Below are 11,774 nucleotides of genomic sequence, written 5' to 3' on the forward strand. Positions count from 1 at the left end.
CAATTCGCTCCAATAAAGGCGGAGCGTGCAGCAGCGACACTGGAACGGGGCCTGGGAGGCCGAAAGGGGAGGCTGGAACCCGGCGTACAAGCTGATCTGTACCGATCAAAGTCTGAAGGGTAGCGAAAACCGACGCCAAGGGGAATGGCGGCGCAGTACTTCGCTTGTGCAAGCATCTTGGCGCCAGTACCATTACCGCTCTCTTTTTCCGGCAGGAGCGGTTTCATGATTGCGGGCAGTATGGTGGCACTGGTCACTCCCATGGATGCACAAGGGCGTCTTGACTGGGACAGCCTCAGCAAACTCGTGGACTTCCATCTCAAGAACGGCACCCATGCCATTGTCGCGGTCGGTACTACCGGCGAGTCGGCGACCCTTGATGTAGAAGAACACATCGCCGTCATCAAAGCCGTGGTCAAACAGGTAGCCGGGCGCATTCCGGTGATCGCCGGTACCGGCGCCAACTCGACCCGCGAAGCCGTCGAGCTGACCCGCAACGCCAAGGAAGCCGGCGCCGACGCCTGCCTGCTGGTAGTTCCGTACTACAACAAGCCGACCCAGGAAGGCCTGTACCAGCACTTCAAGCACATTGCCGAAGCCGTCGACATTCCACAGATTCTCTACAACGTTCCCGGCCGCACCTCCTGCGACATGCAGGCCGAGACCGTAATTCGCCTGTCCACCGTGCCGAACATCATCGGCATCAAGGAAGCCACCGGCGACCTGAAACGCGCCAAAGCCATCATCGACGGCGTGAGCAAGGACTTCATCGTGCTGTCAGGCGATGATCCGACCGCGGTCGAGCTGATCCTGCTGGGTGGCAAAGGCAACATCTCCGTAACGGCCAACGTCGCCCCGCGCGAAATGGCTGACCTGTGCGAGGCCGCGCTGAAAGGCGACGCCGAGACCGCACGGGCGATCAACGAAAAATTGATGCCGCTGCACAAGGACCTGTTCATCGAAGCCAACCCGATTCCGGTGAAGTGGGCTTTGGTTGAAATGGGCCTGATGCACGAAGGCATCCGCCTGCCGTTGACCTGGCTGAGCGCTCCTTGTCATGAAACGCTTCGCACGGCCCTGCGCCAGTGCAGCGTCCTGGTTTAATTGAGGAAGTACAACGCATGAAGCGAATGGCCGGACTTTCCGCACTTGCCTTGATTGTCTCCAGCACCAGTGGCTGCGGATGGGTCTGGGGCCCGGAAGGTTATTTCCGTGACCGTGGTAGCGATTACCTGGAAGCGCAACAGACTGCACCGATGCAACTGCCACCGAATGTCAGCACCTCCAAGCGTCTGGATCCGCTGTTGCCGATCCCGCGCAACGTGGCTGATGACACGGCGAAGGGCGAATACGTGGTACCGCGCCCGCAACCGCTGACGGCGGTTGCCGAGGCGACCGACTACTCGCTGCAGAAGAGCGGTGACTCGCGTTGGGTCGTGGCCCAGCACCCGCCGGCCGAAGTCTGGCCAGTGGCGGTACAGTTCTTCCAGGACAATGGTTTTCGGCTGGATGAACAGCGTCCGCAAACCGGCGAATTCACCACCACCTGGCAGCATTCCGACGAACTGTCCGCCGCCATGGCCAAGCGCCTGAGCGCCGCCGGTGTCGGTGCCGACAGCGAAACCCGCGTGCGGGTGCGTATCGAGCCAGGCGTGCAGCGCAACACCAGTGAAATCTACGTGGTCAGCGCCGAGCGTCCTGCCGGCAGCACCGCCGACGTCGATTTCACCAACCGTTCGGTCAACACTGGCCTGGACGCAGCGCTGGTCGACGACATGCTCGCGAGCATGAGCCGGATCTCCGAGAAGGGTGGTTCGGTGTCGATGCTGGCTTCGCGTGACTTCGATACCCCGAGCCGTGTCAGCCTCAGCGAAGACGGCAGTGGCAACCCGGTACTGAACGTCGGTCCGGACCTGGATCGTGCCTGGTCGAGCGTCGGTCGTGCGCTGGAGCAAGGTCAGTGGCGCGTTGAAGACATCAACCGCAGCCTGGGCCTGTACTACATCAACCTGGCCGAGAAAGCCGAGAAGAAAGACGACAAGCCTGGTTTCTTCAGCAGCCTGTTCGGCAGTGCGCCGACCAAGGAAGAAGTTGAAGCCCGCGCCGAGCGTTATCAGGTTCGCCTGAGCAAGGTCGGTGAGAACGTTCAGGTGACCGTAGAGAAGAACATCAATACCGTTGCGCCGGCCGATGTGGCGCGCAAAGTGTTGAGCGTGATTCAGGACAACCTGGGCTGATCACATGCGCTTTGCCGTTCTCGGCAGCGGTAGCCAAGGGAACGGCACGCTGATCGCCAGCGCTGATACCTATGTGCTGGTGGATTGTGGTTTTTCCCTGCGGGAAACCGAAAAACGCCTGTTGCGTCTGGGGGTTCACCCGGCGCAACTGAGCGCGATACTCGTAACCCACGAACATGCCGACCACGTGCATGGCGTGGGTTTGCTGTCTCGGCGCTACAATCTGCCGGTCTACCTCAGTCGCGGCACACTGCGCGGGATGCGCAAACCGATCGAACCCGCAGGCTTTCTGGCCGGCGGCGAGCAGCTGCAGATCGGCGCACTGAACATCGGGGTCATTGCCGTGGCCCATGATGCGCAGGAGCCGACCCAGTACGTATTCAGTGATAACGAGCAGCGGCGCTTCGGCCTGCTGACCGACCTGGGTTCCTATTGCGAGCGGGTGCTGGACGGCTATCGGGATCTCGATGCGTTGATGATCGAGTCCAACCACTGCCGCGACATGCTGGCCCGTGGTCACTATCCGTACTTTCTCAAGCAACGGGTGGGCGGCGAGCTGGGACATTTGAACAACCATCAGGCGGCATTCCTGGTGGCCGAGTTGGGGTGGCAGGGCTTGCAGCATCTGGTTCTGGCCCACCTGAGCAGCAAGAACAACCTGCCGCAGCTGGCCCGGCAATGTTTCGTCGACACCCTCGGGTGCGACCCGGACTGGCTGCAACTGGCCGATCAAGATTCAGGGCTCGACTGGCGCCATATCGCCTAGCCCATCTACTTAGCAAGCGGAGCCCATCATGGAAAAACGTGAAGAACTCTACCGCGGCAAAGCCAAATCGGTTTACAAGACCGACGACGCTGACCGTTTGATCCTGCTGTTTCGCAACGACACCTCGGCGTTCGACGGCAAGCGCATCGAGCAGCTCGACCGCAAAGGCATGGTGAACAACAAGTTCAACGCCTTCATCATGCAGAAACTCGAAGCGGCCGGCATTCCGACCCAATTCGACAAGCTGCTGGGCGACAACGAGTGCCTGGTGAAGAAGCTGGACATGATCCCGGTCGAGTGCGTCGTGCGTAACTACGCCGCCGGCAGCCTGGTAAAACGTCTGGGCGTCGAAGAGGGCATGAAGCTCAACCCGTACACCTTCGAACTGTTCCTCAAGGACGACGCCAAGGGCGACCCGTTCATCAACGAATCCCACGTCGTGGCATTCGGTTGGGGCACCGCCGAGCAACTGGCACGCATGAAAGAACTGTCGCTCAAGGTCAACGAAGTCCTGAGCAAACTGTTCGACGACGCAGGCCTGCTGCTGGTGGACTTCAAGCTTGAATTCGGCGTGTTCAGCGACGGCTCGATCGTCCTCGGCGACGAGTTCAGCCCGGACGGCTGCCGCCTGTGGGACAAGGACACCAAGAAGAAGATGGACAAAGACCGCTTCCGCCAGGGCCTCGGTGACGTCATCGAAGCCTACGAAGAAGTCGCCAATCGTCTGGGTGTACCGCTTTAATCGACGCAAGCATCTGATAGCACGAAGAAAATTTTCGAAAGAGGGTTTGCTTTCGGCAGAAGTGTTGTTATGATGCGCGCCGTTGGAGAGATGCCAGAGTGGCCGAATGGGACGGATTCGAAATCCGTTGTACCTTCACCGGTACCTAGGGTTCGAATCCCTATCTCTCCGCCATTATTGAACAAGACGAAGCCCCCGTAATCATTGATGATTACGGGGGCTTTTTCGTTTCTGGGCTTTCGTTTAGGGCATTTTTAGGGCAGAAAATGGCATCGAGAGGACGCTCTAAGCCCGTGTAAGCTCCAGGTAATCCGAAGGAGTGATATTGGGCTTACGCTAATGGCGAGGGCGCGCGCGACATTTCGGCGTATCAGGGAGTTATGTATGTGGGTTTGGCAGGAAGCACGAGAGCGGTGGCTGTTGGTGGCTGTAGTGGTGGTGTTCGCACTACTTTGCTTGGTAAACCTTAGGTTGCCCTTGTTGCAGTTTCTGGAAGGCGGAGCTATTGCCGCATTTCTATGTGCAGACGCAACGATCAGTGTCACCAGCGATCTGCTTGTCGGACTCATATCTGCATATGTGTTCTATGTGATTATTGAGCTGTTGCCGAGTCACCGCAAGAAGGTTGAAACCTTGCGGGTTTTGAATTTGCTGGTTGCGTCTGTAGTCGATGCATACGATAAGGCAAGCATATTTGGTCATGAGAGGTCTCTCAGCTCACTCGATTTAATTGTCCTCAAGCGTTCGAAGCTTAAATCTACTCTCGATACTCTTGATGATGGTGCTGCGTTTCTTCAACTCAAATTTGCAATGCAGACTGGACACTCTCGGTACCAAGATTTCCAGCATGCTCTCAGTCTGGCTGTAGGCTTATCCCCACAGCACGCCCTTAATTGGCTTGTGCTCACGGATAAGATCAGGCTGCTTGCCGATGAGTATGGTGTGCAGCCTGTCAATCCGAATGCAGACTACGCGACTCAAATCACATCAAACATCCAAGATGTGACTGCGTATTTTGCATATGAAAAAGAAATGGACCTGTATATGGCTGCACTCTTATTGAGGGTCACTGAGTTTTTCGAGGCGGCATTGGATTGGATGGAGTATCAAAATTTCGAGGCGGGTTGCTGAAAAATTTATGTAAGTTGTGGTTTTTCACAACCTTACTCATCAACTCTAAATCCAAGCATTTTTGAAACTATTCCCGCCATACTCTTTGTGTCTTTTGGTATCCATCTACCGTAATGCTTTCGCACCATTGTAGTGTCGGCATGTCCGAGCTGTCTGGCCACCCATTCGACAGGCACATAGCTTGAAAGCATTTGGCTGGCGAACGTATGCCGGCACTGATTGGCACCTCGGTGACGCACATCGGCTTTTTTCAGATGCGTGGTAAACCAATTGCTCAGTGTCTTACCGCTCCACATCAAGCCGCTGGAAGAGCTGCGGAAAAGAAATCTGACTTTCATCTTCTTCGATGTGATGTTGTCGCGCTGGATAACGGTGATCTCTTCGACGGGGGCTTCCCTGGCCGCAGCAACGATCTCTCGCATCAGTTCCAGTGCAGGGTCTATCAGCTCGACGACTCTCACCCGGGAGCGTTCTTTCGGGACTTTAAACTCGCCCACGACTAGCGCGCGTCGGACCTGCACCAAGCCAGCATCAAGGTCGATATCCTCCACAGCGAGTGCGATGAGCTCGGATAGCGATAGCCCGGCCCAGCAGTTGAACTCAATCATCCTGGTATCAGGTCGTCGTTCCGGATCCGCTTTGCCGATCAAATCAATCTCGGTGCGGCTGAAGGGATCGGCATGCTCAAGGTCGACGTCTGAGCCGACGTTGCTGATTCGATCCAGTGGGTTGGCTTTCAAGATACCGTCGCCGAAGGCGTCAGCCCAGACACCTCGGACGACAGTGAAGATGTCGTTTACTGTCTTTGGGGACAAGCCTTGCTTCAGCAGTTGTGCTTGAAACAGTTCGATATCGCTCTTGCTGATGTCCACGATTCGGCGTTTGCCAAATTTGTTTTCGACGTGCTTGGCCTTGCTGACATAGTTAACGACGGTGCTTGATGCTTTGAGTGCGCGCTGGACCTCCAGCCATCGATCGATACCTTCCTTCACGGTGCGCTTCAAAGATGGCCCGCCTGTTCCTGTGAACATTGCTGCCCTGGGAGAGTTGGGAAAGTGAGCCGCATAGTCGAAGCGGCCCTCTTTAATCTCTGCAAGGATTGTGCGGCGTTTGTTGTCTGCATAGGCAATTGCAGCTTTGTTTACCTTCGAGATCCCATCTAGCGGTTCCCGGCATCGCTGGCCATTGAAGATGAACCAAATGCGCAGCTGTTTGCCGTTCATCTCGACACCTGTTGGCATCTTGTCACTCATGGTTGACCTGCCATCCACTTTTCAATTGCTTCCTTGTTGTAAACCAGCACATTGGCTGGGTCTGTACGGTAGTGCTTGCCCTCCAGCCACAGCCCGCGTGAACGATACTTTCGAACAGCTTCAGTGCTGAGTCCGAACACCGGATAAAGCAGGTCTTGCCGAAACCAAGCACCGGGTGTGATCTGAAAATCGATTTTCTCTGCTGCGCTCATGCGGCCACCTCAGTGCTTACCCTTGGTAAGCTCATAAAATGCTGTTGCTGCCACTCGTGGAACTTGTCCATTGCCAATGGCTTTAAGTCGGTCCACCCGATGGGCCACCCCATCAGCCACTCGGCCCATTCCGGGTTCAGATGACCACCATCCAGTGCCATCACGGCATGATCCAGGCGATCGTTCGAACGGTCGGCCCCGGATCGGCGAGTCAGTGCGGCGGGGGAGGATCCCTTTGCCATGCTCGCCACCGGTGTTGGCCATCGTCTGGCGGGTGTCTTCTGCGATGAGCCAGATCCGGTCGCGCTGATGAGGGGCACCGAGGTCAGCTGCTCCGATAACACCCCATCGCGCGTCATACCCCATTTCGGCAAGGTCACCGAGCACCACGGCAAGTCCTCTTCCCACAAGCAATGGTGAGTTTTCCAGTTCGACGTAGCGCGGTCGTACCTCATCGGTAATTCGTGCCATTTGCCGCCACAGTCCGGAGCGGGCGCCGGCGATACCCAGGCCGGCGCCTGCAACCGAGATGTCCTGACAAGGAAATCCTCCCGAAACCACGTCAACAAGGCCTCGCCAGGGGCGTCCGTCAAAACTGCACACGTCAGACCAAATCGGGAAAGGCGGGAGCAGTCCATCGGTTTGTCGTTGCGCCAGAATCTGTGCGGCGTAGGCATCACGCTCAACGGCGCAGACGGTGCGCCAGCCGAGGAGGTGTCCGCCGAGTATTCCGCCACCAGCGCCTGCGAAAAGAGCCAGCTCATTCACGCAGCCTCCACAGTGACTTGCGCGGCGCTGGAGAGTGGTTGTCCGACTTTGTTGCCCTCAATTCCTGGTTGCAACTGCGCAGCCATCGCAAGCACCTGATCGCGCAGGGACCGGGCATCACGCTCAAGCTTCTTGCCTGTACGAAAGGCGCTGAAGGTCTCGGCGGCGATCCGCAGCATCTCGCCGATTGCGACCAGCGTCTGGTGCTCGACCACTCCGAAGACCTGACACGCTTCAAGTCGTTTGCAGGTTTGCGCCAGACGCGTGTGATCGTCCTGGATGAACTGCAGTGAGGCCTGTAGTTCGCGGATGTTTTTGGCGCTCGTAGCTCGCTGGATGTCTTCGCCCTCGAGAAGGCCTGTTTTCAAACCGTCGCTTCGGCCCATGATGTAGCCACCCCAGACGAGCAGCCCGGCTAAGGCGACTAGGACAATCAGTGCGGTAATTTGAATTGTGGTCATGTGCTGTGAACCTCAGTAGATCCCTCCGTCGGGATGCTTGGTGAGAGGCCGGCGGAGGGGGATTGCGTGTTGGTTAGCCCAGGTTGAAACTGCCGATAGTTAACTTCGCGCCGCCACCAACTTCGTGCTGCACGACTTCCTTGAATTCTTGTGCCAAGTCTTCGCGAAGCTGTTCTTCTCCAATCCAGCGCAGGCGGAGCAGGGGTTTGTCCCCGCCGGTGAGAACTGCTACACGCAGGCGGATGATCTGGACATTCAGCCCTTCATATGGCTCGACGGTGAACAGGAATTCAGCAGGCAACCCTTCTGAGGACTTGGCCTCAATCTGGTCCATCGCTGAACGAGAGGCGCTTAGGTCACCTACGATATGTTCGCTCTTGCGTGCTTGCTCGATGCTGATGGAGCGGATGGCGCTTGCGGCTTTACGCAAATCGATGGGGCTGTCATCGGCCGCGAGGGCTTGGAGATTCGATGCCCAATCCTCGATCCAGTCGCTGAGTTCTTTCTGCGCGAACTGAATGGAGGCTGCACGCTCCAGCGCCCGGAACGCAGCAGTTTTTCTCAAGTTCAGGGTGGCGGTGAAGTCGCCGTGCCCTGGTGACTTGGTGTCGCCGAGGTTGAAAATGACTGTGCACGACATTGCTTCGGCGTCCACAAAACCAGACGCTACAGCCTCGGCACTTTGCGTCATTACGTACTTGCCGAAGTCCAGCAGCGAGTGAGTGGTCAGCGCGCCGCGGAACCGGCTACGAGCGGCTTGAAATTTCTCGATGCTGTGGATCTTCTGCTCAGACGGCAAAACCAACGCTGGGGTGAAAGTATCCAGCGGCTTGGCATAGGCCAGAACGGCGGTGTCCTGAATCAACTGAATTGCTTTGGCTTCCATTGAATCGACTTCCTTTGGTGAGAGGTTTGGAATCGAACGGTTTAGGACTTCGCGTGAATCGGTGCGTCGTCGCGGTTGAATAGCTGACCGGCGCGGGGGGCTTCGGCGAACAAAGTCAGGCGACCTCCCTCATTAACGTGCATCGGGGTATCGAGGGTAGTGTCCTCGGTACGGCTCCCGCGTTTGGTAGGCACCTTGTAGGCGAGTTTGTGATTCACGGTGACTTGATGACTGTTGGCGATTTGCTTCAAGGTGAAGGTCAGGGTGACCGAGCCGACCTTGCCGTTATCAACAACTCCCGATGCCACTTCAGAAAGGGCGTGACCGATCTGATTGGCGAAGACGCCTGCGTTGAGTTCGCCGATGAATTCGGCCGTGTCCGTAGGTTTCATGTGCTGTGCCTATTGATGTGCGATTTGTTTGCCTCTGGACGGCAGAGGCGACCGTTGAAATCAAGCCGCTTGCTTTGCCGCTTGGGCATCGAGGAACTCGGCCAAGTCGTGCAGGTACACCACTCGTTGTGCGCGAGCCGACCCGTGCAAACGCTTCACGACCAGCGCGATACGACCTGCCTTGATCTCGGCCAGTAGGTAGCGGTCGGTGCGAATGTGTGCGAAGTACTGTTCCCGAACTGCTGCCAAGGTCGGGCATGGAGTCGCGAACTGACGTCGCAATTGTTCTAGTGTGTTGCTCACGCTGCGTTCTCCCCGTACCCCTCCGATGGGGGCAGCAACTTGAGGCGAATCAGCTCGGCGAGGCCTTCTTTACTTTTGCCCATGGCAGCCGCGCAGATGTTGCCCTTGGCGTCAGCCACCACGGCGCCGAATGGGAACTCAGGTGAGTTGGTCGGCGTAACGTAGGCAACTTGCCCGTCAAGGATCACGTTGTTGACGCAGCGGAATACCTCGGCCAGCTCGGTGCTTAGTACGGGCATGCTTTCCAGTAGTTGAATGGCTTCCGTCGAGGCGCCAACGAGCGTTGCGCGGCTGACTACCCCCGGGCAGTTCAAGTAGATCGGGATCAGCTTCAGGGCGCCGAGGGCTTGCGTGTAGGCATTGAGGTTGTTGGTTTTCATGCAGCGGCGTCCTTTTTGGTAATGATGATTCCTAGCTTCTTGGCCAGCCATTCGATCCCTTCTTCCTTCACCATCACCACGGAGTAATGACGGCACTTGTTGAGGGACGGAATCACCGTGCTGCGCGGATCCGAATACAGATAGCCGCGATCACGGTGCTGGCTGGCTAGATCGCCACTGCTGTTGAGAATGCCCAGCTCGCGCAACCTGGTGCGGAAGGCGCGGGGCTTGAGTCCGAGCAATGCGGCGGATTCGTCCAGGGTGCGGTTTGTCATAACGCTGCCTCAGGCCGCCGCAGCACGGGTGTGCAGGGTGTCCACAATATGGTTTAGGTTGGTGAACAACTCTTCGAACGGCCCATCATTCGGTAGCCAGATATCTCCCGGGTTGCGCACGACACCGTTTTCACTGCTGTGCTGGTTGACGGTGAGAGCTGCTATCCGCTCCATGTGAATCACCACGCCGCCACGTTTACGGATGAAGTCCGCTTCGTTTTCGAACCGCACATCGCTGACGACAAAGCCGCTTGTTTCGTCGTGGGTGCGAGCGAGTAGGTCGAGATTCTGTTCCGCAAGCAGCAGCCAGAGTTCGGGATGCACGTTGTTGCGGCCCCACTCGGTGCCAAGTGATTGCATTAACTGGCGAGGGGATCGGCCGAGCCATGGCAGCGGCAGTTCCTTCTGGGCACCGTCGAAGTCGCAAGGGCTCAAGTTGAGGATGTGCATCAGACCGTCACGCAGTGGGTCAGCGAACGCGTAAGCCTGGAATCCATGGTGGCTTACCAGATGCTGCGCGGCGGTGTCTTTACCTGAGCGGGCAACGCCAGCGATGCCAATTAAAAGAGGCTTCATGCTGCATCACCCCCGAACGGTCCGCATCCGTGAGTGATGACATTGACTTTTGCCGGTGCTAAGCGAGTGCCAGGCGCGACGATTACCAGTAGGCCGGTGCGTTTTTGAATCTCTTTTACGGCTTCTGGGTTAGTGCACGCTGATGGGTGTAGGTACACCGGGCAACGAGTGTTGTTGTGCTGTGTTGTTTGCATGTCCGTACTCTTTGGTGAGAGATTTACGATGCAAACGATACAAATACGTATTGATTCAGTCAATACGAATTTGAATTGATTTTTTCACGATGCAAAAAAAACCCGCATCGCTGCGGGCCTGTTTTGGGTTACGTATTAGAAAATTTCAAGCTTCGAAAACACTACGCCACAAATGATCGCGTCGGCCCCTAACTCAATGATCGGCTCTGGCCATGCTGGATTCAGCGGTTTCAGAAACCGGCGACTGCCCTCCATCACCAATTGCTTGAAAGTTGCTTCTTGGCTATCTATGAGCTTGGCAATTACAAGAGAACCATTCTCCGCATCTTTCGCGGGATCAACAAAGATGATGTCTCCGTCTCGAAAGGATCTACGTTCATGTTGATTGAACATGGATAGTCCACGTACTCGCAAGGCATAGCTTTGGCTGCTATGGGATGCGGCGCATGGTAGCCATATCTCCGCATCATCAAGGGTCCTAACGTCTTCAATCTCACACCATGCGCCGGCTTGAACCCAAGAGATGAGAGGGACGTAGCCTTTAATAGCTGGCCCAGGTTCAACGTTGGTCTCATTCGCAGATGGCGCGCCCTGATCAATCATCGGGTCTTTGTGTTCGCCTCCCTTCCAAAGCCAGTTGCTGCTGACCTTCAAGGCTTTGCTGATCTTCTCGATATTTTCATGGCGTGGGCTGGTTACTGCGTTCGTCACAATTCTATGAATCGTCGGTTGCGGAACGCCGGAGCGTCGGCCGAGTTCGCCTTCTGACAGCCCCAATTCCTGCATGCGTTGGGCGATGCGGTCTCCGATCACTTTTTCTCTGCCTTGATTCAAAAACGTATCGCCGAGTGTATTGAATCATTCAATACGTTTGTGTATTGTGGCGTCCAATGCGAAAGCGCATCGGTGAACGATATGACTATCCAAGAAATGCTTGCGGAGCTGCTTCGGTCTGGCTTGTCCCAGAGAGTTATTGCAGATCGCGTAGGAACAACCCAGCCGACTATCAATCGCGCCGCGAAAGGTGCAGATGTTCGGTACGTAACGGGTAAGGCAATCGAATGCCTATACACCCAAGAGAAAGAAGCGGCCGATCTTAAGTCGGCAGCTTAAAAGGTGCTGAGCTGGGGCCTCTCACCAAAGAATCCCCCAGCCCAGCTACGACGATACACAGCACATGCACATCGGTCGTGGTCGT

16 protein-coding genes and 1 tRNA gene are annotated in these 11,774 nt (G+C 56.5%); 6 read left to right on the plus strand and 11 right to left on the minus strand.

Annotated features, from left to right (window positions below; genetic code table 11):
- Positions 1–225: 225 nt before the first annotated feature.
- From dapA to E3Z29_RS09570, 6 genes are all read left to right on the plus strand, one after another.
- Positions 226–1,104 carry a 4-hydroxy-tetrahydrodipicolinate synthase gene (gene dapA, locus E3Z29_RS09545; protein WP_041070368.1) on the plus strand — a complete coding sequence of 293 codons (879 nt, stop codon included), beginning with the start codon at positions 226–228 and terminating at the stop codon, positions 1,102–1,104.
- A gap of 17 nt (positions 1,105–1,121) precedes the next feature.
- Positions 1,122–2,237, plus strand: a complete 1,116-nt coding sequence (gene bamC, locus E3Z29_RS09550; protein WP_134785625.1) for an outer membrane protein assembly factor BamC — start codon at positions 1,122–1,124, stop codon at positions 2,235–2,237.
- Between the two features lie 4 nt (positions 2,238–2,241).
- Positions 2,242–3,003 carry an MBL fold metallo-hydrolase gene (locus tag E3Z29_RS09555; protein ID WP_047598088.1) on the plus strand — a complete coding sequence of 254 codons (762 nt, stop codon included), beginning with the start codon at positions 2,242–2,244 and terminating at the stop codon, positions 3,001–3,003.
- Positions 3,004–3,031: 28 nt separating this feature from the next.
- Complete coding sequence (purC, locus tag E3Z29_RS09560) at positions 3,032–3,745, plus strand: phosphoribosylaminoimidazolesuccinocarboxamide synthase (RefSeq protein ID WP_007963288.1); 714 nt, start codon at positions 3,032–3,034, stop codon at positions 3,743–3,745.
- An 84-nt stretch (positions 3,746–3,829) separates the two neighbouring features.
- Positions 3,830–3,919 (plus strand) — tRNA-Ser (locus tag E3Z29_RS09565).
- Between the two features lie 210 nt (positions 3,920–4,129).
- Positions 4,130–4,876 carry a hypothetical protein gene (locus E3Z29_RS09570; protein WP_134785626.1) on the plus strand — a complete coding sequence of 249 codons (747 nt, stop codon included), beginning with the start codon at positions 4,130–4,132 and terminating at the stop codon, positions 4,874–4,876.
- 32 nt (positions 4,877–4,908) lie between these two features.
- Here E3Z29_RS09570 and E3Z29_RS09575 read toward each other — a convergent pair whose 3' ends face one another.
- The 11 genes from E3Z29_RS09575 to E3Z29_RS09630 form a co-directional block, all read right to left on the minus strand.
- Complete coding sequence (locus E3Z29_RS09575; RefSeq protein ID WP_134785627.1) at positions 4,909–6,129, minus strand: Arm DNA-binding domain-containing protein; 1,221 nt, start codon at positions 6,127–6,129, stop codon at positions 4,909–4,911.
- Complete coding sequence (xisR, locus tag E3Z29_RS09580; protein ID WP_085683173.1) at positions 6,126–6,341, minus strand: excisionase family protein; 216 nt, start codon at positions 6,339–6,341, stop codon at positions 6,126–6,128. Before xisR ends, E3Z29_RS09575 begins: the two co-directional genes overlap by 4 nt.
- A 9-nt stretch (positions 6,342–6,350) precedes the next feature.
- Positions 6,351–7,109: a DNA cytosine methyltransferase gene (locus E3Z29_RS09585; protein ID WP_134785628.1), complete on the minus strand. Its 759-nt coding sequence runs from the start codon at positions 7,107–7,109 to the stop codon at positions 6,351–6,353.
- Positions 7,106–7,570 (minus strand): hypothetical protein, encoded by a 465-nt coding sequence (locus E3Z29_RS09590; protein WP_134785629.1) that lies wholly within the window; start codon positions 7,568–7,570, stop codon positions 7,106–7,108. Before E3Z29_RS09590 ends, E3Z29_RS09585 begins: the two co-directional genes overlap by 4 nt.
- A gap of 73 nt (positions 7,571–7,643) precedes the next feature.
- A complete protein-coding gene (locus E3Z29_RS09595; RefSeq protein ID WP_134785630.1) occupies positions 7,644–8,456 on the minus strand; it encodes a DUF2303 family protein in 813 nt (270 codons plus the stop codon).
- Positions 8,457–8,497: 41 nt separating this feature from the next.
- Complete coding sequence (locus E3Z29_RS09600; protein ID WP_073473053.1) at positions 8,498–8,848, minus strand: hypothetical protein; 351 nt, start codon at positions 8,846–8,848, stop codon at positions 8,498–8,500.
- Between the two features lie 60 nt (positions 8,849–8,908).
- A complete protein-coding gene (locus tag E3Z29_RS09605; protein WP_073473050.1) occupies positions 8,909–9,151 on the minus strand; it encodes a pyocin activator PrtN family protein in 243 nt (80 codons plus the stop codon).
- The gene (locus E3Z29_RS09610; protein WP_034156306.1) at positions 9,148–9,531 is read right to left on the minus strand and encodes a hypothetical protein; all 384 of its coding nucleotides are present in this window, start codon (positions 9,529–9,531) and stop codon (positions 9,148–9,150) included. The genes E3Z29_RS09605 and E3Z29_RS09610 overlap by 4 nt, the downstream gene beginning before the upstream one ends.
- The gene (locus tag E3Z29_RS09615; protein WP_095667284.1) at positions 9,528–9,806 is read right to left on the minus strand and encodes a hypothetical protein; all 279 of its coding nucleotides are present in this window, start codon (positions 9,804–9,806) and stop codon (positions 9,528–9,530) included. Before E3Z29_RS09615 ends, E3Z29_RS09610 begins: the two co-directional genes overlap by 4 nt.
- A gap of 9 nt (positions 9,807–9,815) precedes the next feature.
- Positions 9,816–10,382: a deoxynucleotide monophosphate kinase gene (locus tag E3Z29_RS09620; RefSeq protein WP_134785631.1), complete on the minus strand. Its 567-nt coding sequence runs from the start codon at positions 10,380–10,382 to the stop codon at positions 9,816–9,818.
- Between the two features lie 329 nt (positions 10,383–10,711).
- On the minus strand, positions 10,712–11,410 hold the full coding sequence (locus tag E3Z29_RS09630) for a LexA family transcriptional regulator (protein WP_240783206.1): 699 nt from the start codon (positions 11,408–11,410) through the stop codon (positions 10,712–10,714).
- Positions 11,411–11,774: the final 364 nt, after the last annotated feature.

The organism is Pseudomonas sp. S150, from assembly GCF_004526365.1.
Taxonomy (GTDB): domain Bacteria; phylum Pseudomonadota; class Gammaproteobacteria; order Pseudomonadales; family Pseudomonadaceae; genus Aquipseudomonas; species Aquipseudomonas putida_A.